Source organism: Massilia sp. MP_M2, assembly GCF_039123635.1.
Lineage (GTDB): Bacteria > Pseudomonadota > Gammaproteobacteria > Burkholderiales > Burkholderiaceae_D > Telluria.
The window spans coordinates 347,091-371,387 of record NZ_JBCHJF010000003.1; the positions used below are offsets into that span (position 1 = coordinate 347,091).

The following is a 24,297-nucleotide window of genomic DNA, read 5'->3' on the forward strand; positions in this document are numbered from 1 at the left end:
CATTTCGGTTCCTTCAAAAACTAGACCCGCGTGGACGGCCAGTTCGGCAGTCCGGCGAGGTCGATAAATTCGGCTGCCGCAGCAGCCGTCGGTTCGTTCAGGCGCGGCACGTGGCCCAGCAGCGGCGCCGGGATACGCTGGGCCAGCGCCTCGATGTTCTCTTGCGCGAAGCGCATCTCAAGGTCGACCGTGTTGGCGACCCAGCCGGCCAGCACCAGGCCGCGCGCCACGATCGCTTCGACCGTCAGCAGCGCATGGCTGATGCAGCCCAGGCGCACGCCGACGACGAGGATCACGGGCAGGTTCAGTTGTGCGGCCAGGTCGGCGCTGTCAAAGTCGTCGTTGAAGGGCACGCGAAAGCCCCCTACGCCTTCGACCACGACCGCGTCGGACGCGGCCTGGACCTCGGCAAAGGCGGCCAGGATCGGCACCAGCTCGATCGTCACGCCCTCGAGCGCGGCGGCGATGTGGGGCGCGGCAGGTTCGCGCAGCAGGTAGGGCGTGGTCAGCGATGCCGGCAGATGCACGTTGCCTGCCGCGATCAGCTGGTCGGCGTCGTCGTTGTGCAGCACGCCGTCTTTCAGTTCGGCGCCGGCCGCGACCGGCTTCATGCCACAGGCGCGCTGGCCGGTGGCCACCAGCTTGTGCAGGATGGCTGCCGAGATCAGCGTCTTGCCGATCTCGGTGTCGGTGCCGGTGACAAAGCACGCAAAGCGCATTGGCAAATCATCGGCGCGCAGTTCGAGTTCGGGTTCCAGGACCGGCTCGTCGAACTCGGTCAGGTCGACCTCGGGGTCCAGCGCGGGTTGCGCGATGACCGGTGCATCAGTTTCATTCAGGTTGTTCATGGTGCGGCCTTTTCCAGTTCGTTGAGCGCCTGCGCCAGCCGTGCCACGTCATCCGTGGCATGGGCGGCGGACAAGGTCACGCGCAGGCGCGCGGTGCCGGGCGCCACGGTCGGCGGGCGGATCGCCGGCACCCACAAGCCCTGCTCGTGCAGACGGCTGGCGGCGCGCAGCGCATCGTCGTTGCTGCCGATGATGACGGGCTGGATCGGCGTGCTTGACGCTGCCAGTTGCCAGCGTTCCAGCCGCAGCGCAGCGCGCAGCTGCGCGACCAGTTGCGCCAGGTGTGCACGCCGTTCGGCGCCCTCGTCACCGCCCATGATAGCAAGGCTGGCGAGCAAGGCATGCGCGAGCGCGGGCGGGCAGGCCGTCGTGTAGATGTAGGGGCGGGCGCGCTGGATGAGCAACTCGATCACGCTGGCGTGCGCGGCGACGAAGGCGCCGCCGACGCCGGCGGCCTTGCCCAGCGTGCCCATGTAGATCAGGTTTCGCGAGCGCAGCCCGAAATGTTCCAGTGCGCCGCGCCCGTTCTGGCCCAGCACGCCGAAGCCGTGCGCATCGTCGACCACCAGCCAGGCGCCGTGGCGCTCGCACGCGGCCAGCAGCGCCGGCAGCGGCGCCAGGTCGCCATCCATGCTGAACACGCTGTCGGTGACGACGATCTTGGTGCTGGCGCTGCTGGCTGCCAGTAGTTGTGTCAGCGCCTCGACGTCGCCATGCGGGTAGACCGTGACGCCCGCTTTCGCGAGCCGGGCGCCGTCGATCAGCGAGGCGTGGTTCAGCGCCTCGGAAAAGATCATCGCATCGGCATCGACACCCAGGGCACTGAGGATCGCGAGGTTGGCCATGTAGCCGGTGCACAGCGTGACTACGCGCGCCTGCTCGAGGTGCGGCGCCATCCACTCGGCCAGTGTTTCTTCGAGCAGGTGATGGGCGCGGCTGTGGCCCGACACCAGGTGCGAGGCGCCGCTGCCGGCGCCGTACAGCTGCGCGCCTTCGCGCAGCGCCTCGATCACCTGCGGATGCGCGGCCAGGCCCAGGTAATCGTTGCTGCAAAAGGCCAGCAGGTCGCGTCCGTCCACCAGCTGGCGTGGCGCGCAGGCGCCATCGGTGATGCGGCGGCGGCGCGTGAGGCTGCGCGCGGCCAGCGTGTCCAGCTGGCGGTCGATGGTGGCGATCAAGTCCATCGCATCACCCCGCGATGACCGATTCGAACGTCTTGATCGTGCGCGCGGCCAGGCCCGCGACGTCCTCGTCGTCCAGCACGTACGGCGGCATCAGGTACACGGTGCGGCCGATGGGGCGCAGCAGCAGTTCGTTCTCGGCCGCCGTCGAAAAGAAGCGGCGCGCGAAGGTCGATGCAAGATCGGTATCCGGTTCGACCGCGTCGAACGCGAAGATCATCCCGCGTTGGCGGAAGTGGCGCGTGCGCGGATGGTCGGCCAGCGGCGCCAGCGCCACCGTCATTTTGGTGGCCAGTTCGCGGTTGTGGTTCAACACGTCGTCTTCTTCGAAGATGTCGAGCGTGGCCAGCGCCGCGCGGCAGGCCAGCGGATTGCCGGTGTACGAGTGCGAGTGCAAGAAGCCGCGCGTGATGTCGGTGCTGTAGAAGGCCTGGTAGATGTCGTCGCGCGTGAGCACGAGCGAGAGTGGCAGGTAGCCGCCGCTGATGCCTTTCGACAGGCACAGAAAGTCTGGCCAGATGCCGGCCTGCTCGCAGGCGAAGAAGGTGCCGGTGCGCCCGCAGCCGACCGCGATCTCGTCGGCGATCAGGTGCACGCGGTGCTGGTCGCACAGGTCGCGCAACAGCTTGAGATACAGCGGATCGTACATCGCCATGCCGGTGGCGCACTGCACCAGTGGCTCGACGATGATGGCGGCGATCTTGTCGCCACGCTCTTCAAACAGCGCTTTCACTTCAAGGATCGCGCGCCGTGCGACGTCCTGCGCCGTCTCGCCCTCGAAGGCGCCGCGTGCATCGGGGGCGCTCACCACGTGCGAGGCGCGCAGCAGCGGGCCGTAGGCGTCCTTGAACAGTGGCACGTCGGTGACCGACAGCGCGCCGATCGTCTCGCCGTGGTAGCTGCCCTGCAGGCAGACGAATTCCTGCTTGGACGACTGGTCGGCATTGCGCCATGCGTGAAAGCTCATCTTCATCGCGATTTCCACGGCCGATGCGCCGTCGGAGGCAAACGTGGCGTGGCCCAGCGCGTGGCCGGTGAGCGCCGCCAGGCGTTCGGCCAGCTCGACCACAGGCGCATGCGTGAAGCCGGCCAGCATCGCGTGTTCGAGCTTGTCCAGCTGGTCTTTTAGTGCGGCATTGATGCGCGGGTTCGCATGGCCGAACAGGTTGACCCACCACGAGCTGATGCCGTCGAGGTAACGCTTGCCGTCATAGTCGTACAGCCACGGCCCCTTGCCATGGCTGACCGCGATCAGCGGCACCTCTTCGTGATGCTGCATCTGGGTGCAGGGATGCCAGACGCTGCGCAGGCTGCGCGCGATCCAGTCGGAGGAGGTGGTTTGCTGCATCACTATAAAATTCCAATACTAGTTAATCCATGTCGGCTTGCGCTTTTCAAGGAACGAGGCCACGCCTTCGCGGCCTTCGGTCGATGCGCGGATCGCGGCGATGCGCCCGGCCGTGTCAAGCAGCAGCGCGTCGTCGACCGGCTGGCCGACAATCTCGCGCACCAGCGTCTTGGCCTGCCGGACGGCGTGCGGGCTGTTGTTGACGAGCGCCTTGACGATCCCGGCGACGGTCGCGTCGAGCGCTTCCGGCGCCACGACCTCGTGTGCGACACCGATGCGCTGCGCCTCGGCCGCGTCGAAGCGCTCGGCCGTCAAGAAGTAGCGGCGCGCCGCCTGTTCGCCCATCGCCTTGATCACGTAAGGCGAGATGGTAGCCGGAATCAGCCCGAGCTTCACTTCGGACAGGCAAAAACCGGCCGTCTCGCTCGCGACGACGATGTCGCAGGCTGCCACCAGGCCCATGCCACCGGCGTAGCAATCGCCCTGCACGCGCGCCACCACCGGCTTGGAGCACAGGTAGATCGTGCGCAGCATCTCTGCCAGGCGCATGGCGTCGGCCTCGTTCTCGTCATGCGAGTAGCCGGCCATCTTCTTCATCCAGTTCAGGTCCGCACCGGCGCAGAACGACGGGCCGTTGGCGGCCAGGACGATCGCGCGCACGGCGTCGTTGCGGCCGAGTTCATCGAACACGCGCGCCAGTTCGGCAATCGCCTGCTCGTTGAAGGCATTGCGCAGGTCGGGGCGGTTGAGCGTGACGGTGGCGACCTTGTCGGCGACGGTCACAAGCAGGGTGTCATAAGTCATCGTCATTCCCTTACATGCGGAACACGCCGAACGTCGTGTCGCCGATCGGCTGGTTCATGGCGGCGGACAGGCCCAGGCCCAGCACCGTGCGGGTGTCGGCCGGGTCGATCACGCCATCGTCCCACAGCCGCGCCGACGCGTAATACGGGTGGCCCTGGTGCTCGTACTGGTCGCGGATCGGCTGCTTGAACGCGGCTTCTTCTTCGGGCGACCACTGGCCGCCGCGGCCTTCGATGCCATCGCGCTTGACGGTGGCCAGCACCGACGCGGCCTGGTCGCCGCCCATCACCGAGATGCGTGCATTGGGCCACATCCACAGGAAGCGCGGCGAGAACGCGCGGCCGCACATGCCGTAGTTGCCGGCGCCGAACGAGCCGCCGATGATGACGGTGAACTTGGGTACGGCAGCCGTGGCCACGGCCGTGACCATCTTGGCGCCATTGCGCGCGATGCCCTCGTTTTCGTATTTGCGCCCGACCATGAAGCCGGTGATGTTCTGCAAAAACACGAGCGGAATCTTGCGCTGGCAGCACAGCTCGATGAAGTGCGCGCCCTTCAACGCCGACTCGGAAAACAGGATGCCGTTGTTGGCGATGATGCCGACCTTCATGCCGTGGATATGGGCAAAGCCGCACACCAGCGTCGTGCCGTAGCGTGCCTTGAATTCGTCGAACACGCTGCCATCGACCACGCGCGCGATCACTTCGCACACGTCGAACGGTTTACGCGTATCGACCGGGATGACGCCGTACAGTTCCGACGCCGGGTAGTGCGGCTCGACGCTCGCGCGCCGTTCGCCCTGCTGCGGCTTGACGCGGTTCAGGTTCGACACGATCGTGCGCGCGAGCGACAGCGCATGCGGATCGTTCTGCGCCAGATGATCGGCCACGCCCGACAGGCGCGTGTGCACGTCGCCCCCGCCCAGGTCTTCGGCGCTGACGACTTCACCGGTCGCCGCTTTCACCAACGGTGGGCCGCCGAGAAAAATCGTGCCCTGGTCCTTGACGATGATCGACTCGTCGCTCATCGCCGGCACGTAGGCGCCGCCGGCGGTGCACGAGCCCATCACGACCGCGATCTGCGGGACACCCTTGGCCGACAGATTCGCCTGGTTGTAGAAGATGCGGCCGAAGTGGTCGCGGTCGGGGAACACGTCGTCCTGGTTCGGCAGGTTGGCGCCGCCCGAGTCGACCAGATAGATGCAGGGCAGGTTGTTTTGCTCGGCGATCTCCTGCGCGCGCAGGTGCTTCTTGACCGTCATCGGGTAATAGGTGCCGCCCTTGACGGTGGCGTCATTGCAGACGATCACGCATTCGTGGCCCGAGACGCGGCCGATGCCGGTGATGATGCCGGCGCTGGGCGCGGCGCCGTCGTACATCTCATAGGCAGCCAGTTGCGAAAATTCGAGGAAGGGCGTACCCGGATCGAGCAGATGTTCGACACGCTCGCGCGGCAGCAGCTTGCCGCGCGCGAGGTGACGCGCGCTGGCTTCGGCGCCGCCGCCCTGCGCCAGTTGCGCCACGCGCGCGCGCAAGTCGTCCACCACGGCCTGCATGGCGGTGGCATTGGCCTTGAAATCCTCGCTGCGCGGGTTCAGTTTGCTTTCGATCTGGGGCATGTGCCGTCCTCTGGTCTGTCGCCGCCCTGGGTGCGTGGCAGCGCTTTACTGCTTGTCGGGGAAACTGCCGTCCAGGTAAAACCAGCGTGGCGCGCCATCCGGGCCGGCTTCGCGCACGAAGCGGCTGCGCTCGTGGAGACGGTGCGCGCGCCCGCCCACCTTGAAGCGGGCGACGAATTCGACGTGGTCTTCGTCGCGGGGCTGGTCGTGGTCACCTGGAACGTCCGGCAATTCTGCTTTACGTTGACGTAAACGTAAAGCAGTTTTTATCTCCAGGCCAAGCCAGCGGACCGGCTCGCTGTCGACGATCGGTTCCTGCGGCCGGGTACTCGGGTGCCAGGTGGCGCGCAGGTAGGCCTCGTCGCCCAGCGTGAAGGCGGTGTAGCGCGAGCGCATCAGGTGTTCGGCGGTGGGCGGCAGGGCCGCGCCGGCCAGGAACGGGCCGCAGCAGGTGTCGAACGAGGGGCCGCCGCAGGGGCAGGGGGAGGTGGGGCGGGGAGGCATGGCGGCAATTATCCGCGATTTCACCAACGATGGTCAGGTGGGTGCTTCGGGAAGGCCTCGCCAGACCAGCCGGCTAGCTCGACAGGATTCGTCGACGTAACAGTGCTGCCAGATCGCGGCTCGTATGGCAAACGATGTAAATATAAAAACATTCACGATCGCCACGCTCAAAAATAATGCGATGCTGACCGGCCAGAAGCTGACGGTATCGGGGCAGGTTGAGCTCTTCCAGCTCGCCTACGAGCGTCCCTTTATTGGGCCATTGCATCAGGGATGTCACTTCATCGCGGATTTGCTGCGTCACTTTTCTGGCGTAGTCCGGCGACTCGGACTGCTTCAGGTATTGGCGGATCGTGAGCAGGTCGTCCTGGGCAGATTCGGTCCAGATGATCTTCATGATCTATCAGGGCGCGTTGTCTTGTGCATCCAGTTGCGCAAAAAAATCATCATGACCGGTGACCTTGCCGTCTTCAATTTGCTTTCTGCCATGGGCAAGCAGCCGTAGCATCGTCAATTGATCCTGCGTCTTCTGATAGCTTACCGGATCCTGGACGATTGCCTGCACCCGGCCATTGACAGTAATGGCCACTGGATCGTGGGTTTCCTGAACCAACTTGACCACATCGCTGGTATTCGTTTTCAAATAACTGATGGGTTGGATGTTGGAAAAGTTCATGGTGCCTCCGCTGGTCGATCGCCGATCATAGCATCACATATCTAAATTAGGTGCTAAATATAGTACTAACCGCGCAGCGTCAAGCCATCGAGCGCAAACGGCGGCGCCTTACCCTGCACCAGGTCCGCCAGCACGGCCGCGCTGCCGCAGGCAAACGTGAATCCCAGCGGTCCGTGCCCGACGTTGAGCCACAGATTGTCGTAGCGCGTGGCGCCGATGATCGGAGCGCTGCCCGGGGTGGCCGGGCGTAATCCGGCCCAGGCCGACACCTGCGAATAATCCGCCGCGCGCGGCATCGTCTCGCGCACCAGGCGCGTCAGGCCTGCAACGCGCCGGGCGTCGAGCGAGACATCCTCGCCCACCATATCCACCATCGCCGCCACCCGCAGCCGGTCGCCGATGCGCGCGTACAGCACCTTGCGCTCGAAGTCGGTCACGCTGATCTCGGGCGCGATGTCGTCCTGGCGGATCGGCGCGCTCAGGCTGTAACCCTTGAGCGGGTACAGCGGCAGGTAGATGCCGACCGTGTCGGCCAGCGTGCGGCTCTGGATGCCGGCGGCCAGCACATAGGCGTCGGCCGTGACCAGGCCACCGTCAGTCTCGATGCCGGTGATGCGGCCCCGCGCCGCGCGCAGTCCGGTGGCCGTGCCGTTGACGATGCCGCGAAAGCGGGGATGCTCGCCCAGCCGTTCGGCCAGCGCCACGCAGAAGGCGTGGCAGTCGGCCACCGCTTCGCCCGGGTTGTAGATGCCGCCCGCGAGCAGGTGTTCGGCGGCGGCGAGTGCGGGTTCGTGCGCCGTGCATTGCCCGGGCGACCAGATCTGGCCCGCGTCCGGCCGGGATGCGGCGATATCGAACGCGTCGCGCGTGCGAAACACCACCAGCTTGCCGGCGTCGCGCCAGCTGAAGCGTTCGGGCGGCACGACCAGGGCGAGCGAGGCCATCGCCCGGCGCGACAGGTCGCCCAGTTCGAGCAGTTTGGCCGTGGTGCGGCGATTCACGTCGGCGCGGCAGTGGGCCAGGAAGCTGGCCAGCCAGCGGTACTGGCGCAGGTCGGCCTCGGGCCTGAAGCGCAGTGGGCCGTCGGCCTGGAACAGCCATTTGAAGGCCTTGAGCGGGATGCCGGCGTCGGCCAGCGGCGCCACATAGCGGTAGCTGAGCTGCCCGCCATTGCCGTAGCTGGCGCCGCTGCCCACGTCCGGCGCGCGCTCGAGCAGCGTGACCTCGTGGCCCGCCTCGAGTAGCCACCAGGCAGATGCCAGGCCGACGACGCCGCCGCCGATGACGATTATGTGCTGCATGCCAGACTCTTTTTTTCGGGTGGGGACAGGGAGCTTAGGGGCAGCAGGCACGCACTGCCAATGAATCTAGCGAGCGCGCTCATAACCGGGATATATGTACGCGCGTGCATGCCGGTCAATCGGCCAGGCCGAGGATGGCGCGGCGGTGCAAGGCCGCCACGATGCGCTCTTCATAACGCGCCAGTGCCGTCTCGCGGCCCGGCGTGGTGGCCGGGTCGCATCCGGTGCCACCGGCCAGCACGATCACGCCATTGCCCCGTGCGCGGTCCATGGCGAACACGGAACGCAGCCCGTAGGCGTCGCCCAGGTGGCCCACCGCATCGAAGCCCGGCGCCAGCCGCAGGCCGGGCCGGTTTGGATAATGCGCGTTACCGAGCCCGCGCGGACTGAGGATGCTGCCCAGCGGATTGCCGTTGCCGCCCACGCCGTCATACGACCAGTGGCGCGCGAACATGCGCTCGAGCGTTGCGCCCTGCAGCAGGCGAGCGCCGCCATGCACGCCGCCGGCCATCAGCATGCGCATGATGACGCCCAGGTCGCGCGCGGCAATGCGCAAGCCGCCGGTGGGGCTGAACGGCGTCGCATTGGTGCCCGGGACGTAGCCGTCCAGGCCCGGTGGCGGTGCCGGTGGCCGCGCGCCGACATCGTCGACCTGGGCGATCCACGGCCCGTTCGGCGCCCAGACCTCGCTGTCGACGGCGCGCTTGCGGTAGATGGTGGCGAGATTGTCCTGCGCGGCCTTCGGCAAGCCGGCCGGGTTGTAGCCGGCCTGCAGCCCGAGCGGCTGCAGCACCAGGCGCGTCATCAGCCGGTCGAACCGTTCGTTCGCGATGCGCTCCATGAGCGTGCCGATGATCCCGAACCCCAGGTTGCAGTAGGTGTAGTAGGCGCCCGGTCCGGCCAGGCTTGACCACATCGGTAGCGCAGCCGGCGTGACGACCTCCTTCAGCGCCGTGGTGGCGGGCCAGAAGTAGCCGCCGTCGTCGCGCAACGACGACGTGTGCACGAGCAGCTGGCGCAGCGTGATCGCCTGGGTCGGGAAATGGGGATTGCGCAGCGTGAAGCCGAGGTAGCCCGAGACGTCGGCGTCCAGATCGACGCGGCCGTCTTCCAGCAGCCGCATCAGCCCGAGCGTGGTGACGAGTTTCGAGATCGAGGCGATCCGGTACAGCGTCGCCGGTGTGGCCGGGCGGTCGGGGAACAGGCCATTGCCGATCGTGCGCCGTCCGAACGCACCTTCGTACACCGGCTGCCCGGCGCGCAGCGCCAGCACCGACAGGCCCGCCAGTGGGCAGGCCGGATCGTCGGCAATGGCCGCCAGTTCGGCGTCGAGCTGGCGCTGCAGGGCACCGCCTGCGTCGGCCCCGCCGCCGCCCGTGGGCATCGCTGCAAATAATGGTCCCATCGTCCCCAGCATGGCCATGCCGAACAGGGTGCGCCTGCCGTGATTCATGTTCGTCCCCTGGCGTTGCGTGATTGTGACTATCGGTCCAGCATACGGACTGTCCGAAACCCTTGACCAATGAATACCCGTGCGCAGGGCATAACCGTTTTGTATTGGTCGCAAGTGGTATGCTTGGATGGTATGCCAGCCCCCTTCGCCACGACGCCATGAACAGCCCCAGCCCCGGATTCCAGGTCGACCACGACGACAATTCGCCGCTCTACAAGCAGCTTGCGCGCAAGCTGGCGCAGGATGTGCGCGATGGCCGTTATCAGGCCGATCAGGCGCTGCCGTCCGAGCGCATGTTGTCCGAGCAGCTCGACGTCTCGCGCGTCACGGCGCGCAAGGCGATCGACCAGCTGGTCGACCAGGGCCTGGTGGTGCGCCGGCGCGGCTCGGGCAATTATATTGCGCCGCGCATCGAGCAGCCGCTGTCGACGCTGTCGAGCTTTTCCGAGCAACTGCAGCAGCGCGGCTACACCCCGCGCTCACAATGGCTGCGGCGCGACACGATGCTGGCCGACGCCGACGAGCAGCTCTCGCTCGGCCTGTCGCCCGGCGCGCGCATCGCGCGCCTCGAGCGCCTGCGCTTTGCCGACGACATCGTCATGGCCTACGAAGTGAGCGTGATCCCGGCCGCCGTGCTGCCGCGCCCCGAGCTGGTGGCAGCGTCGCTGTATGCGCACCTGTCCAGGTCGGGTCACCTGCCGGTGCGCGCGCTGCAGCATATCCGCGCGATGAACGCTGACCTGGAGCTTGCCACGAGGCTTGAGGTGCCCGAAGGCCGCGCGGTGCTGTTCATCACCCGCGTGGGGTATCTCGAATCGGGCCAGCCCGTTGAACTGACGCATTCCTATTGCCGCAGCGACCATTACGATTTCGTGGCCGAGCTGCGCCGGCAAGCCTGAATGGCATAACCTGGCGGCATGACGGCGCCTGATCCTTTCATGGAAGCGCTTGTCAAAGTGGTATTACACTGGTTTTAACCAAATTGTGCAGGTTCGAGACAGCGATGCTCAACACCGAAACCCCCTCCCTGGCGCACACCGCGCTCGACCAGTACCCGACAACGGAACTGGTCAATGCCCTGATCGATGACCAGTTCCATGCGGTGGACGCCGTGCGCCGCGCCGGGCCGCGTATCGCCGCCGCGGTGGCAGCCGCAGTGCCGCGCATGCAAGCGGGCGGGCGCCTGATCTATGTCGGCGCCGGCACCTCGGGGCGCCTGGGCGTGCTCGACAGCGTCGAGCTGTACCCGACCTTCTCGTGGCCCGCCGAACGCGCGGTGGCGCTGCTGGCTGGCGGCCACGGCGCGATGTTCGCTGCGGTCGAAGGCGCCGAAGACGATCTTGAGCAGGGCGCGGCGGATATCGCGGGTGTCAACGTGGGCCCGCACGACGTCGTGCTGGCGCTGGCGGCGTCGGGCGCCACGCCGTACGTGCTGGGCGCGCTTCGAGCGGCGCGCGCTGCGGGCGCGCTGACGGTCGGCTTTGCCAACAATCCGGATGCGCCGGTAGCCACGCAGGCCGAGATCGGCATCACGCTCGACACGGGCACCGAAGTCATTTCGGGCAGCACGCGCCTGAAAGCGGGCACTTCGCAAAAGATCGCGCTGAACACCTTTTCCAGCGCGCTGATGGTGCGTTTGAACAAGGTTTACGGCAACCTGATGGTAGACTTGAAGGCCACCAATGCCAAACTGGTACGACGTGCAATCCGCCTGACGAGCTTTGCCACCGGCGCCGACGAGGCGGCCGCGCAGGCGGTGCTGGAACAATGCGGCTTCCACGTCAAGACCGCGATCGTGGCCTTGTCCAAACAAACCAGTGTCGAGCAGGCGCAAGCGCTGCTGGAAGCGGCGCACGGCAGCGTGCGCCAGGCGCTCGCGTAAGCGCGCGCCTTTTCAGCAGTGCCGGCCTGCACGGCGCGCGAAAGAGTCATGCAAAAACCGCAAGCGAACAGCCCGTGGCTGTGGGTGCCGTCCCTGTACTTTGCCCAGGCGATTCCCTACGTTGTCGTGATGAGCCTGTCGGTCATCATGTACAAGGACATGGGCATTTCCAATTCCGACATCGCCTTCTATACGAGCCTGCTGTACCTGCCGTGGGTGATCAAGCCGCTGTGGTCCCCGATCGTCGACATGTTCGGCACCAAGCGGCGCTGGACCGTGCTGCTGCAACTGGCCGTCGGCGCCTCGCTCATTGCCGTTGGCACCGTGCTGCACCTGCCCACCTTCTTCGTGGTCAGCCTGGCCGTCCTGTGGGTCATGGCGTTCAGTTCCGCTACCCACGACATCTCGGCCGACGGCTTCTACATGCTCGGCCTGCGCCAGAAGCAGCAGGCGGCGTTCGTCGGCGTGCGCAGCACCTTCTACCGCCTGGCCACGCTGTTCGGGCAAGGCCCGCTCGTGGTGCTGGCCGGTTACCTGGCCGTGAGCCTGGGCGACGTGCGCCAGGCCTGGTCGATCGTGTTCTACGTGCTGGCCGGCCTGTTCTTCGCTGCCTTTGCGTGGCACCAGTGGGCGCTGCCCGTGCCGGCCGACGACCACGCCGTCCCCAAGAGCGACAATCCGCTGCGCGACTTCTTCGGCACCTTCATTGCCTTTTTCAAAAAGCGCGATATCTGGATGATCGTCGCGTTCATCCTCACGTTCCGGCTCGGTGAAGCGCAGCTGCTCAAACTCGTGGCACCATTTTTGAAAGACCCCATCAGCGCCGGCGGCCTGGGCTTGACCACCGCCGAATACGGCATCGCCTATGGCACGGTCGGCATCATCGCGCTGACGCTGGGCGGTCTGGCCGGCGGCTGGCTGATTTCGCGCGTGGGCCTCAAGCGCTGCCTGTGGATCATGGTATTCGCGATCCACTTGCCCGATCTGGTGTTCGTCTATCTGTCGCAAACCCAGCCGACCGATCTGATGATCGTGTCCGCCTTCCTCGCGCTCGAGCAGTTCGGCTACGGTTTCGGCTTTACCGCAATGATGATGTACATGATCATGGTGGCCGATGGTCCGAACAAGACCGCGCATTACGCGATCTGCACCGGCCTGATGGCGCTCGGGATGATGGTGCCCGGCATGTGGAGCGGCGACCTGCAGGAATACCTCGGCTACCAGCACTTCTTCATCTGGACCTGTCTTGCGACCATTCCCGCCTTCATCGTGGCGGCGCTCGTCAAGATCGATCCGGAATTCGGAAAAAAATAAGTGGAGGCCAACGCCCGCGCTGCCGCGCCCGACGTGGCGCCGGCGCGGACCGTCAACCTCCGGCACAGCATACTCAAGGAGCCCTTTTTTTGCTTCCCAATCTGAACAAACGTACTTTCACGCTCGGCATGGCCAGCGCCGTCGCCCTGGGCCTGGCCGCCTGCGGTACCAAGCCCACCAAGCCTGGCGCAACGGCCGGTTTGTACCCGGCCTTCGGTGGCAATGAGCCGCCCGCCGCGCCGCGCGAGTTTCGCGCCGCCTGGGTGTCCACGGTCGCCAATATCGACTGGCCCAGCAAACCGAACCTGAGCGCCGCCAAACAGCAGCAGGAAGTGCTCGCCATCCTCGACCGCGCCAAGGCCATGAACCTGAACGCGATCGTGCTGCAGGTGCGCCCGGCTGCCGACACCATCTATCCGTCGAACCTCGAGCCCTGGACCGAATACCTGAGCGGTATTCAGGGCAAGGCGCCGCAGCCGTTCTACGATCCGCTCGCCTACTGGATCACCGAGGCGCATGCGCGCGGGATCGAGCTGCACGCCTGGTTCAATCCCTACCGCGCGCGGCTGGACGCTTCGCGCGGCCAGTCGGCGCCGAACCACATCACCAACACCAACCCGGCCATCGTCAAACGCTATGGCAAATTCATGTGGATGGACCCGGGCGAGCCGGCCGCCGTCAAGCAGACGCTCGACGTGATCCTCGACGTCGTGCGTCGCTACGACATCGACGGCGTGCACATCGACGATTACTTTTATCCATACCCGATCGACGCTGCGCCGCAGATGGCCGGCAACGCCGCGGCCCTCGACGGCCGCGCCGGCACGCGCGAACTGGACTTCCCGGACGATCCGGCCTGGCACCGCTACCTGGCCAGCGGCGGCCAGCTCGATCGCGCCAACTGGCGCCGCGACAACGTCAACCGCCTGATCGAGGCGATGTACAAGGGAATCCACGCCGAAAAGAGCTGGGTGCGTTTCGGCATCAGCCCCTTCGGCCTGGGCCGCCCGGACCGCCGCCCGCCCGGCATCAACGGCTTTTCGCAGTACGACAAGCTGTATGCCGACGCCGAACTGTGGCTCGAAAAAGGCTGGGTCGATTACTTCGTGCCGCAGCTGTACTGGCCGATCAAGCCGCCGGGCCAGGCTTACGACGTGCTGCTCGATTACTGGATCAGGCAAAATCCGCAGCGCCGTCACATCTGGCCGGGTCTGTTTACCAGCCGCATTGGCGCCGCGACCAAGGCCTACGAGCCGCAGGAGGTGCTGGCCCAGGTCGATGTGACCCGTACCCGGCCGCTTGCCACCGGCCACGTCCACTTCAGCATGGTCGCACTGATGCAGAACCGCAAAGGCATCGCCGACCAGCTGCGCACGACGCGCTACGCCGGCCAGGCACTGGTGCCGGCCACGCCGTGGCTGGGTAGCGAGCGGCCCGGCACGCCGCTGGTGGGGGCCGCGCGCCGCGCGAATTCGGTCGATCTGACGCTCAAGGCGGGCAAGGCCAATGCGCTGTACGCGGTCTGGTCGCGCCACAGCGGACAATGGCGCTTCGCCGTGGTCCCGGCCGTGCGCGTGGCCTGGTCGGTGCCGGATGACGCCGCGCTGGGCGCGGCCGAGATCGTCGTGGTCAGCGCGGTCGACCGCCTTGGCAACGAAGGCGCACGGGTGCGCGTATGGGGCAAAGCGTAATGCAGGTAGCATCAGGTTTTATGGGCGGATTTTTCCATGCCATCTGATCGGGACACAATGAGCGGGCCTGGCCTGGGGATCGACGCCGGCGGCACCGAGACGCGCTGGGCGCTGGCGGCCCCCGGCGGCGCGATCCTGGCCGACGGCGTGGTCGCGGGCTTGTCGGCGCTGCAGATGGCCACGTCCGACGGGCGCGCAGCGGTGCGCGCCAGCCTGGAAGAACTGGCGGCGGCAGTGCTCGCGCATGCCAGTCCGCTGCGCATCCAGGCCGGCCTGACGGGGTTTGGTGGCGACGACGAATTGCTGCAGGCGTGGCTGGCCCAGTTGTTGGGCGTCGCGCCCAGCGCCGTTACGCTGTCCAACGATATCGAACTGGCGTATCGCGCCAATTTCACGCCCGGCGCCGGCTACCTCGTGTACGCGGGCACCGGCTCGATCGGTGCCTTCATCGACGCCGATCATGTGTTCCACCGCGCCGGCGGGCGCGGCGTGCTGCTCGACGATGGCGGCGGGGGCTTCTGGATCGCGCGCGAGGCGCTGCGCCACATCTGGCGCAACGAAGACGAGCAGCCGGGCTGCTGGCGCGATTCGCCGCTGGCGCAGGCCGTGTTCGCGCAGATCGGCGGCGCCGACTGGAATCTGTCGCGCCAGTTCATCTATCAGGGCGAGCGCGGCGCGATCGGCAAGCTGGCGCTGGCCGTTGCCGCCAGCGCAGAGTGCGATCCGGCCGCCGCCACGATCCTGAGCGAGGCCGGGCTGGAACTGGCGCGCCTGGCGCTGGCGCTCACGCGCCGCTTCGGTGCGCGCCCGGTGGTGCTGGCCGGCCGCGCGAGCGAACTGCACCCCTTGATCATCGAGACCATGCGCGCCGCGCTGCCGTCCGGGATGGTGCTGACGCAGACCGGCCTGCGCGCCCACCACGGCGCCGCGCGGCTGGCATTGCAACCGGCCGCCACGCCGCCCGCGCGCGCAACCAACAAGAACATCAACGAGGAATCCCCATGAAATCAATCTTCGCCGCTCTCGCCCTGGCCGTGCTGGCAGGTTGTACCACCACCCCGACCACGCCGAAGTACGACACCACCTATGACGCTGTCGGCCAGTCGAGCCGCGCGCGCTTTCTGGTGCTGCACTACACGGTGGCCAACACGCCCGCCTCGATCAAGATCCTGACGCAGCAGCAGGTCAGTTCGCACTACCTGCTGACCGACGAAGCGCAGCCGAAGATCTACCGCCTGGTCGACGAGAATCGCGCCGCCTGGCATGCGGGCAACTCGAGCTGGAAGAACTTCACGCAACTGAACAACAGCTCGATCGGCATCGAGATCGTCAACGCCGGCTGGAAGGACACGCCGCAGGGTCGCGTCTACGCACCGTTCCCGCAGGCGCAGATGGATGCGCTGCTGCCGCTGGTGAAAGACATCGTGGCGCGCCACGGCATCGCCCCCGAGAACGTGCTCGGTCACAGCGATATCGCGCCGCTGCGCAAGCAGGATCCGGGGCCGCAGTTCCCGTGGCAACGCCTGGCGCAGGAAGGCCTGGTGCTGTGGCCGGATGCGAACCGTGTCGCCGCCGTACGCCCGGCGTTCGACGCCCTGCTGCCGGACGTCGCCTGGTTCCAGCGCAAGCTGGCCACGCACGGCTTCGGCCTGGTGCAGAGCGGCACCTACGATGAAGCGACCCGCACCACGCTGGCGGCGTTCCAGATGAAGTACCGCCCGCGCGATATCTCGGGCGTTGCCGATGCCGAGACAGCGGCGCTGCTGGAAGTGCTGACCACGCCGGCGAACACGCCGCCACCGGTGGTCCAGGCAGCGCTGGCACCAATGGCACCAACGGCACCGACCGCGCCGATGCCTGCGCCGATGTCTACGCCAACGCCGATGCCAACGCCGACCTTGCCCGAGCCGACGCCGGTGCTGCCGGTCGAACCGACGCCGGAAACCGCCCCGGCCCCGGCCACGCCAGTCATTACCACGCCATGATGGCCGTGATTGGGGGATAAGCAATGCGTCTGCGCCATATCGAAGTATTCCACGCCATCATGCAGGTCGGCACCATCAGTGGCGCCGCGCAGGTGCTGCATATCTCGCAGCCGGCCGTGACCAAGGTGCTGCAGCACGCCGAGCTGCAACTGGGCATGCCGCTGTTCGAGCGCGTGCGCGGCAAGCTGTATCCCAAGCCGGAAGCGCACCGCCTGTTCGTCGAAACCGAAAAGCTCCATCGCGACCTGCAGGGCATCCGCCGCCTGGCCGCGAGCCTGAAGGGCCATGCGGTGGAAACCGTGCGCCTGGTGTCCACGCCGACCATTGCGGTGAGCGTGCTGCCGGCCGGGATGACCGCCTGGCGTCGCGCCTTTCCCGAAACGCGCTGCGAGCTGGCCACGCACCACACGAGCGAAATCGTCAATGCACTGCGCCTGGGCGAAGCCGATGTGGGCCTGTCGCTGCAGGACCCGCGCCATCCCGGCATCGTCGCCGAGCCGATTGCGCAAGGCTTGCTGACGGTGATGGCGCCGCGCGGCACCTGGAGCGAGGCCGAATGCCGCACGCCGATTGCGGCCGACGGCTTGACGGGTGAACTGATCGGCATGGCCGACAGCGATCCGCTGGGCGAGATGGTGATGGCCGCCTGCGAAGCGCAGGGCGTGCAACCGGTGTTTCGCACCGTCGTGCAAACGTACCAGATCGCCCGTTCGCTGGTCGAAGCCGGCGCCGGCACCGCGGTCGTCGATCCTTTCACGGCCGCATCGGCGGCGGCGAACCAGGTGCAGTGCCGCCAGTGGTCGCCCTCGATTGCGGTGCATCTGTATCTGCTCACGGCCAGCCACTCGCCGCTGTCGCATGGCGCGCGCGAGCTGGCCAACTGCATCGGCGCGACCGCGCGCGCCTGTCTCGAACCAGCCTAGGATTGTTTCAGCATCATGCACGCGTTCCTCGCCAGCGAAGACATTGCCGCCAGCCCGGCATTCCGGCACCTGGACAGCATTGCCGGCATCCGGGTCGACCTGCGCTATGCCACCGTCAACAACTTCGTCGGGCGCGATCTGTATTCGCCGTTCGACTGCGCCTGGCTGCATGTGCAGGCGGCCGAGGCGCTCGAACGCGTGGTGGCCTGGCTCGCCGGGCGCCGGCCCGACCTGACGGTGCTGGTGCTCGATGCGCTGCGGCCGCAGCGCGTCCAGCAGCAATTGTGGGATGCGCTCGAGGGCACCGACCTGCGTCTGTACCTGGCCGACCCGGCGCGCGGCTCGATCCACTCGTACGGCATGGCGCTGGACCTCACCCTGGTCGATGCGGCTGGCCACGAGCTGGACATGGGCACCGGCTTTGACGACATGACGGAATTGTCGCACCCGGCGCTTGAAGAAGGGTTCCTGCGGGCCGGCAGCCTGAATCAAGCGCAGGTGGCCAACCGGCGCCTGCTGCGCGAGGCGATGCTGGCAGCGGGCTTTCTGGGCATCAGGACCGAATGGTGGCACTTCGATTGCGGCGACCGCGACCTGGTGCGGCGCACGTTCCGCCGTGTGCTGTAGCCATCAATTCATCGCGATCGCTTCGACCCGGTTGCGGCCATTGTGCTTGGCCGCGTACAGCAGCTTGTCGGCCGCCAGGATCAGGTCGGGCAGCGTGATGCGCCCGTCGTCGCGGGCGAAATCGAACATGGCCAGGCCGAAGCTGGCGCTGGTCTGCAACCCGGGGCCATCGACATCCGGCGCGACCCTGTTGGCCGCGAACGCCGCGCGCAGGTCCTCGGCCAGGCGTGCCCCTTGCGCCAGGTCGGTGCCGGGCAAGACCAGCAGGAATTCCTCGCCGCCGTAGCGCACCACGGCATCGACGCCGTCGCGCACCATCCCGTGCAGCAGGTTGGCAAAGGTGCGGATCACCGCATCGCCCTCGTGGTGGCCGAAGGTGTCGTTGATGCGCTTGAAGTGATCGATGTCGCACACGATGACCGAGACCGGATGCTTGTGATGGCGGGCGCGTTCCAGTTCATGTTCCAGCAGATGATCGTGCAGGTAGTGGCGGTTGTAGCAGCCCGTGAGCTGGTCGCGTTGGGCCAGCTGCTTGAGTGTCATCTGCAGCCGGAACTGTTCGCGCGCCACGCAGTTGTAGCGGCGCGCCGCCAGGATGCCGAATGTGTTGATCAGCACCAGCAGCATGCCCATCGTGACCAGGTCGGACACTGGCCTTGACGGCAGCATGAACGTGACCAGCACCAGAAACACCACCGTGGCACCGGTGCCGAGCGCGGTCGCATATACCAGGCGGTTCGGGATATACAGGTAGATCACCACCAGCATGATCAGCATCGACATGGCATGCCAGTGCACTTCATGCGGCCGCGCCATCGCCACCACCATGAAGCAGCACAGTGCGATGCCTTCGGACAGCGACGCTGCCAGGCGCATGGCCCGGATCGACAGCGGACGGCGATAGGCCAGCCAGGCCCAGGTGCCCGCGATGGCCGTGACCAGCAGGCGTGCCGGCAGGGTGTCGCGCAGTGCTGCAGTCATGCCCAGCACCGCGACATCCGTCACAAAAAAGCACAGGAAAAAGAAGACGCAGAACACCAGTGTGAAGCCGAGCATGGCACGTGTACGGTCCATCTGGCTGGAAAGGAACGCAATTTCGCTGGTGCTGCGCGCGAATTCGCCGGTCAGGTAATGGATATGCATGCGATGAACAGTGCGCCAGGTGATGATGCCTGCGACACACGATTCAGTGGTCGGCGATAGTCGGACAGGACGAAAAGATCCGGCGTCGGCGCCGGCCGGACCGATCACCGGCGCGGTATCGGATAAATGACTATTGTGGCAAGGTTTTCTTACTCGAAACTAACAGAATGTATCAGTTCATTAATTATTTTATTATTTTTGCAAGATAACCCAATTCAATCGCGTGACAATTGGCCAGTGCTCGTCAAGGCAGTGCGGTGGCTGCCTGTGTCGTTCCCGAGCGCGCCACCCAGTCGACCAGCGCATCAAGCACTGCGCGGCCGCGTCCGTCCCCAGCGCGTTCGCTGTTGACCATCGCCACCACCACGCACAGGTTGCCATTTGCATCCGGCACGTAGCCGGCCACTGCCGTGACATTGCGCAGCGTGCCGGTTTTCAGGCGCGCGCGCCCGGCGGCCGGCGTGCCGGCCAGGCGCCGGCGCATCGTGCCATCGACCGCGCCGATCGGCAGGCTGGCCTGGAATTCGGGCGCCCATGGGCTGGTCAAGCCGGCGCGCAGCAGGCTGCCCATCTGCTGCGCGCTGATGCGTTCCACGCGCGACAGGCCCGAGCCGTTGTCGATCACGAACCCGGTGTCGTCGATGCGCTGAGCGCGCAGCCAGTCGCGCACCGCGCTGTCGGCGCGTGCGAAGGTGGTGACCTCGCCGCCTGGCAGCGCCAGGCTGCCATCGACCGGATCGCCCTGCAGGCTGCCCAGGCTCAGGAACAGCAGGCGCGCCAGCGTGTTGTCGGACGTCTTGTTGATGTCGCGGACCAGCTCCGGCAAGGCGCGCGCGGCGTGCGCGGCCAGCACGCGTGCGTCGAGCGGCGTGGGGCCGGTGATCGTGCGGCCACTGAGCGTGCCGCCAAGATCGGTCCAGGCGCGGCGCACGAAGCGGCCCACGTAATCGTCGCGGTCGAGCACATTGATGCTGTAGCTGCGGTTGCAGTTTTTCGGGAAGGTGCCGCGCAAGACCACCTCGATGCGGCCATCGGGCGCGCGCCGCGTCTCGGGCAGCTGCCAGCCGTCTTCCCACTTCGCGCAATCGCGCTCGACCAGCGTCATCGCCGACGTGACCGAGACGCGTTCGAGTTCCGGGTACATGCGCAGTTGGAGTGTCGATCCGGTCGCGCGCATGTCGAGCTGCAGCATGTTCTTGTTGAGGAGGAGGGCGTCGGGAATCACGTTGTAATACGCGTCGGGCGACTCGTCGAACGGCGGCAGGCCGACGTCCAGCCGCGCCGGCTGGAACAGGCTGCGATCGAGCACCAGGTCGCCCTCGATGCGCTCGATGCCCTGGTAGCGCAGAGCGCGCAGCATGGCCTCGAGATGCTCGCCGGCCAGGTCGGCGTCGGCGCCGCCCTTGACGTACAGGCTGCCGCGCAGCACGCCGTCCTTGATGTCACCGAGCGTGCGCAGCTCGGTGCGGCCGCGGAACGTGGGGCCAAGCCGTTCGAGGCCGATCAGCGTCGTCACCAGCTTGATCGTCGACGCCGGCTGCATCGGCAGCATCGCCTGGTGCGACAGCACGGCCGCGTCCCCACGCAGCACCAGCAGACCCACTTCGTTGGGTGCGATGCCGCCTTGCTGCATCAGCTGCGCCACCGGCGCCGGTAGCTGGGCCTGGGCGAGCGACGTGGCGCACAGCAGCGACAGGACGAAGGTGGCGCGTTTGAACATGCGTGGATCCTTAACCGAAGAAGAGATAGGCCACGAAGATCGCGGCGATGATGCCGACCAGGTCGGCCAGCAGGCCATAGCTGACCGCATAGCGCGTCTTGCGGATGCCGACCGAGCCGAAATACAGCGCGATGATGTAGAACGTGGTGTCCGATGCGCCCTGCATGATGCTGGCCAGGCGGCCAACGAACGAGTCCACGCCATACGTGTTGATCGCATCGATCATCATGGCGCGCGCGCCGCTGCCCGAGAGCGACTTCATGAGCGCGGTCGGCAGCGCGCCGACGAAATCGGTCTGCATGCCCAGCGCGGAAAAGACCCACGCGAAGCCGCTCGTGACCATGCCCAGGATGCCCGAGTTGCGCACCACGCTGATCGCCACGATCATGCCGACCAGGTAGGGGATGATCTTGATCGACGTTTCGACGCCACCCTTCGCGCCTTCGATGAAGGCTTCGAACACATTGACCTTCTTGCGTAGCGCCCCGGTCATGAAGGCGGCGATGACGCCGAACAGCACCAGGTTGGCGGCGACCGTCGACACCAGCTGGATCTGCGTCTTGTCGAGGAAGTACGTGAAGGAGAAGACCATCGACGCGATCAGCGCCGCCGTGCCGCCGATCCAGGCGAAGATCACCGGGTCGAGCAGGTTGATGCGCTGGCGCAGGCCCACCATGATGATGCTGAAGATGGTGGCGGTGTAGGTCGCGATCAGGGTCGGGATGAAGATGTCGGCCGGGTTGGCCGCGCCCAGTACCGCGCGCTGGGCCATGACGGCCAGCGGAATGATGGTCAGGCCCGAGGTCTGGATCACCAAAAACATCAGCTGGGCGTCGGTCGCTTCATCCTTGTTCGGATTGAGCGACTGCAGGCTTTCCATGGCCTTCAGGCCAAACGGCGTGGCGGCGTTATCGAGGCCCAGCATATTGGCCGAGAAGTTCATCACCATGTGGCCGTTGGCCGGGTGGTTGCGCGGCACGCCGGGGAAGATGCGCGAGAAGAACGGGCCGATCACGCGCGCGAACAGGTTGATGGCGCCAGCCTTTTCGCCGACATTCATGATCCCGAGCCAGAACGTCATCACGCCGGCCAGCGGCAGGGCGATGTCCATCACGGCCATCTTGGCCGAGTCGAAGGTGCCGTCGATGATGCGCTTGAAGATTTCGGTGTCGCCAAGGAACAGCCACTGCGCCATTGCTGCGAGAAAGCCGACGAGGAAGAAGCCTGTCCAGATGTAATTGAGTGCCATCGATAACCAGTAATTGCTGAGAGGTGCAGATCGGTGCGTTGCCGCCGGGTTCGGACGATTGTGCAGCGCCCACGGGCCAAGGGCAAGCCGCGTAGATGAAAGAATGCAGCCGCGCCATGCGCAAAAGTTATGAGCGTTGCTTCCGACAGCGCGGCGCGCCTATGATACGGCACGCTGTCTGGGATGCCCCAAAGGATCTGCCGTCATGAAATTTCGCTCCGCCGCTGCTGCGCTGCTGTCACTGTCGTTCCTGCTCGTGCCGTATTCCAGCGTGCAGGCGCAGACGCAGACGCAAGACAAGGTCTTGCACATGTTCCTGTCCACCAGCGAGACGGGACTCGACCCGGCGGTGGCGTCCGACAACGCCACGCTGTCGCTGCTGGAAAACCTGTTCGACCCGCTGCTGCGCTACGACTATCTGGCGCGCCCGGCCACGCTGCGCCCCAACACGGCCACGGCCATGCCGACCGTCAGCAGCGATGGCCTGACCTACACCTTCCGCATCCGTCCCGGCATCCATTTCACGCCCGACCCCGCCTTCAAGGGCCGCAAGCGCGAGGTCACGGCCGCCGACTATGTCTACAGCCTCAAGCGCCTGTACGACCCGGCGCTCAAGTCGCCCTGGGCCTATATGTTCGAAAGCAAGATCGCGGGCGACGCCGCGCTGCGCGCACGCTTTGGTCCGGACGTGCCGGTGGCCGGCCTGCAGGCGCTGGATCGCTACACGCTGCGCATCAGGCTGGCCGCGCCCGACAACAATTTTCTGTTCTATCTGGCGACGGCAGCCAGCAGCGTGGTGGCGCGTGAAGTCATCGAAGCGTATCCGGGCCAGGCGGGCAATCACCCGATCGGTACCGGCCCGTTCATGCTGGGGCAGTGGAAGCGCAGCGACCGTATCGTGCTGCTGGCCAATCCGGATTCCACCGCCGTGTTCGCGGCCACGCCCGGCGCCGACCCGCAAGACCGGGCGATCGCCGCCGCACTGAATGGCAAGCGCCTGCCGCGCGTGGACCGGGTCGAGGTGCGCATCGCCGAGGAATTCCAGGGCCGCATGCTGGGCTTTCTGAATGCCGATTACGACTATCTGGAACAGATCCCCGAATCGATGACCGAGATGGTCGTGCACGACGGCGCCCTGAAGCCCGAGCTGGCCGCGCGCGGCATCGTGCTGTCGCGTTTTCCCGTATTGCAGACCTACTATATGTGGATGAACATGACCGACCCGGTCGTGGGCGGCTACAGCCAGGACCGGATTGCGCTGCGGCGCGCGATCTCGCTGTCGTACAACAGCGCCGAAGACATTGCGCTACTGAAGAAAGGGTTTGCGATGAAGGCCGAGTCGCCGCTGCCGCCGAATGTGCGCGGTTACGATCCGCGCTACCGCAGTCCGGTGCCGTACAACCCGGCGCTGGCCAATGCCTTGCTCGACCGCCATGGCTACGACGGGCGCGACCCGGACGGCTTTCGGCGCGCGCCCGATGGCAAGCCCCTGACCTTGACGATGCACAGCGAAGCGACCGTGGGTGGGCGCCTGCGTGACGAACTGTGGCGAAAATGCCTGAATGCCATCGGTGTGCGCGTCGTGTTCAAGTCGGACAAGAAAACCGAGATCATCAAGGCCTCGCGCCTCGGAACGGTGCAGATGTTCGAGAGTAACTGGATCGCCGATTTCCCCGACGGCGACAACTTTTATCAGCTCTTGTACGGCCCAAATGCGGGCCGCGCCAACTACGCGCGCTTCAACCTGCCTCAATACAATGTGCGCTATGAAAAAGCACGCTTGCTACAGGATGGTGCAGAGCGAAACAGACTCTATGTTGAGATGAACCAGCTGCTCCATGCGTACAACCCGTGGGTGCCGTTGACCCATGTTTTATCGGGCGATCTGCGGCATCCGTGGTTGAAAAACTACAAACGCCATCCCGTTGAATTCACGAACTGGCGTTACCTCGATATCGATGTTGCGCAAAGGGCACGCTCGGTCAGGGGCAAGCGATAGATTCCGTTAGTTTTTCCGCAAGAAAATATTC

At 66.1% G+C, this 24,297-nt stretch carries 22 protein-coding genes; 9 read left to right on the plus strand and 13 right to left on the minus strand.

What is annotated here, in order from left to right; all coding sequences use genetic code 11:
• Positions 1 to 20: 20 nt before the first annotated feature.
• From bioD to RCH14_RS09365, 10 genes are all read right to left on the minus strand, one after another.
• Positions 21 to 848 carry a dethiobiotin synthase gene (gene bioD, locus RCH14_RS09320; RefSeq protein ID WP_343025846.1) on the minus strand — a complete coding sequence of 276 codons (828 nt, stop codon included), beginning with the start codon at positions 846 to 848 and terminating at the stop codon, positions 21 to 23.
• Entirely contained in the window at positions 845 to 2,032 is a 1,188-nt protein-coding gene (gene bioF / locus RCH14_RS09325; protein ID WP_343025847.1) for an 8-amino-7-oxononanoate synthase, read from the minus strand. Before bioF ends, bioD begins: the two co-directional genes overlap by 4 nt.
• A gap of 4 nt (positions 2,033 to 2,036) precedes the next feature.
• Complete coding sequence (gene bioA, locus RCH14_RS09330) at positions 2,037 to 3,377, minus strand: adenosylmethionine--8-amino-7-oxononanoate transaminase (protein WP_343025848.1); 1,341 nt, start codon at positions 3,375 to 3,377, stop codon at positions 2,037 to 2,039.
• A gap of 18 nt (positions 3,378 to 3,395) precedes the next feature.
• Complete coding sequence (locus tag RCH14_RS09335; RefSeq protein ID WP_343025849.1) at positions 3,396 to 4,181, minus strand: enoyl-CoA hydratase/isomerase family protein; 786 nt, start codon at positions 4,179 to 4,181, stop codon at positions 3,396 to 3,398.
• 10 nt (positions 4,182 to 4,191) lie between these two features.
• Positions 4,192 to 5,799, minus strand: coding sequence for a carboxyl transferase domain-containing protein (locus tag RCH14_RS09340; protein ID WP_343025850.1), 1,608 nt, complete (start codon positions 5,797 to 5,799; stop codon positions 4,192 to 4,194).
• A 45-nt stretch (positions 5,800 to 5,844) separates the two neighbouring features.
• Positions 5,845 to 6,303 carry a YchJ family metal-binding protein gene (locus RCH14_RS09345; RefSeq protein WP_343025851.1) on the minus strand — a complete coding sequence of 153 codons (459 nt, stop codon included), beginning with the start codon at positions 6,301 to 6,303 and terminating at the stop codon, positions 5,845 to 5,847.
• A gap of 73 nt (positions 6,304 to 6,376) precedes the next feature.
• Positions 6,377 to 6,700 (minus strand): type II toxin-antitoxin system RelE/ParE family toxin, encoded by a 324-nt coding sequence (locus tag RCH14_RS09350; protein WP_343025852.1) that lies wholly within the window; start codon positions 6,698 to 6,700, stop codon positions 6,377 to 6,379.
• Positions 6,701 to 6,706: 6 nt separating this feature from the next.
• Positions 6,707 to 6,979 (minus strand): type II toxin-antitoxin system Phd/YefM family antitoxin, encoded by a 273-nt coding sequence (locus RCH14_RS09355; protein ID WP_183555028.1) that lies wholly within the window; start codon positions 6,977 to 6,979, stop codon positions 6,707 to 6,709.
• Between the two features lie 65 nt (positions 6,980 to 7,044).
• The gene (locus tag RCH14_RS09360) at positions 7,045 to 8,280 is read right to left on the minus strand and encodes a D-amino acid dehydrogenase (RefSeq protein ID WP_343025853.1); all 1,236 of its coding nucleotides are present in this window, start codon (positions 8,278 to 8,280) and stop codon (positions 7,045 to 7,047) included.
• Positions 8,281 to 8,395: 115 nt separating this feature from the next.
• Positions 8,396 to 9,733: a serine hydrolase domain-containing protein gene (locus RCH14_RS09365; RefSeq protein ID WP_343025854.1), complete on the minus strand. Its 1,338-nt coding sequence runs from the start codon at positions 9,731 to 9,733 to the stop codon at positions 8,396 to 8,398.
• Positions 9,734 to 9,891: 158 nt separating this feature from the next.
• On the opposite strand from RCH14_RS09365, the gene RCH14_RS09370 reads away from it, so the two are divergent.
• The 8 genes from RCH14_RS09370 (at position 9,892) to RCH14_RS09405 (ending at position 18,155) form a co-directional block, all read left to right on the plus strand.
• Positions 9,892 to 10,632: a GntR family transcriptional regulator gene (locus tag RCH14_RS09370; protein ID WP_343025855.1), complete on the plus strand. Its 741-nt coding sequence runs from the start codon at positions 9,892 to 9,894 to the stop codon at positions 10,630 to 10,632.
• Between the two features lie 104 nt (positions 10,633 to 10,736).
• Positions 10,737 to 11,615 carry an N-acetylmuramic acid 6-phosphate etherase gene (gene murQ, locus RCH14_RS09375; protein ID WP_343025856.1) on the plus strand — a complete coding sequence of 293 codons (879 nt, stop codon included), beginning with the start codon at positions 10,737 to 10,739 and terminating at the stop codon, positions 11,613 to 11,615.
• 48 nt (positions 11,616 to 11,663) lie between these two features.
• On the plus strand, positions 11,664 to 12,929 hold the full coding sequence (locus tag RCH14_RS09380; RefSeq protein WP_343025857.1) for an AmpG family muropeptide MFS transporter: 1,266 nt from the start codon (positions 11,664 to 11,666) through the stop codon (positions 12,927 to 12,929).
• Positions 12,930 to 13,018: 89 nt separating this feature from the next.
• The gene (locus tag RCH14_RS09385; RefSeq protein WP_343025858.1) at positions 13,019 to 14,620 is read left to right on the plus strand and encodes a family 10 glycosylhydrolase; all 1,602 of its coding nucleotides are present in this window, start codon (positions 13,019 to 13,021) and stop codon (positions 14,618 to 14,620) included.
• Between the two features lie 36 nt (positions 14,621 to 14,656).
• Positions 14,657 to 15,625: a BadF/BadG/BcrA/BcrD ATPase family protein gene (locus RCH14_RS09390; RefSeq protein WP_343025859.1), complete on the plus strand. Its 969-nt coding sequence runs from the start codon at positions 14,657 to 14,659 to the stop codon at positions 15,623 to 15,625.
• Complete coding sequence (locus tag RCH14_RS09395; protein WP_343025860.1) at positions 15,622 to 16,605, plus strand: N-acetylmuramoyl-L-alanine amidase; 984 nt, start codon at positions 15,622 to 15,624, stop codon at positions 16,603 to 16,605. Before RCH14_RS09390 ends, RCH14_RS09395 begins: the two co-directional genes overlap by 4 nt.
• Positions 16,606 to 16,628: 23 nt before the next feature.
• Positions 16,629 to 17,528, plus strand: coding sequence for a LysR substrate-binding domain-containing protein (locus tag RCH14_RS09400; RefSeq protein WP_343025861.1), 900 nt, complete (start codon positions 16,629 to 16,631; stop codon positions 17,526 to 17,528).
• A 15-nt stretch (positions 17,529 to 17,543) separates the two neighbouring features.
• Positions 17,544 to 18,155 carry a M15 family metallopeptidase gene (locus tag RCH14_RS09405; protein ID WP_343025862.1) on the plus strand — a complete coding sequence of 204 codons (612 nt, stop codon included), beginning with the start codon at positions 17,544 to 17,546 and terminating at the stop codon, positions 18,153 to 18,155.
• A 3-nt stretch (positions 18,156 to 18,158) separates the two neighbouring features.
• Here the strand turns inward: RCH14_RS09405 and RCH14_RS09410 are convergent, their stop codons facing one another.
• The 3 genes from RCH14_RS09410 to RCH14_RS09420 form a co-directional block, all read right to left on the minus strand.
• Positions 18,159 to 19,298 (minus strand): GGDEF domain-containing protein, encoded by a 1,140-nt coding sequence (locus RCH14_RS09410; protein ID WP_343025863.1) that lies wholly within the window; start codon positions 19,296 to 19,298, stop codon positions 18,159 to 18,161.
• 244 nt (positions 19,299 to 19,542) lie between these two features.
• Positions 19,543 to 21,018, minus strand: coding sequence for a D-alanyl-D-alanine carboxypeptidase/D-alanyl-D-alanine-endopeptidase (dacB, locus tag RCH14_RS09415; RefSeq protein ID WP_343025864.1), 1,476 nt, complete (start codon positions 21,016 to 21,018; stop codon positions 19,543 to 19,545).
• A 10-nt stretch (positions 21,019 to 21,028) separates the two neighbouring features.
• Entirely contained in the window at positions 21,029 to 22,267 is a 1,239-nt protein-coding gene (locus RCH14_RS09420; protein ID WP_343025865.1) for a nucleoside recognition domain-containing protein, read from the minus strand.
• A gap of 205 nt (positions 22,268 to 22,472) precedes the next feature.
• Between RCH14_RS09420 and RCH14_RS09425 the strand changes: the two genes are divergently transcribed.
• On the plus strand, positions 22,473 to 24,266 hold the full coding sequence (locus RCH14_RS09425) for an ABC transporter substrate-binding protein (RefSeq protein ID WP_343025866.1): 1,794 nt from the start codon (positions 22,473 to 22,475) through the stop codon (positions 24,264 to 24,266).
• The last annotated feature ends 31 nt before the right edge of the window (positions 24,267 to 24,297 follow it).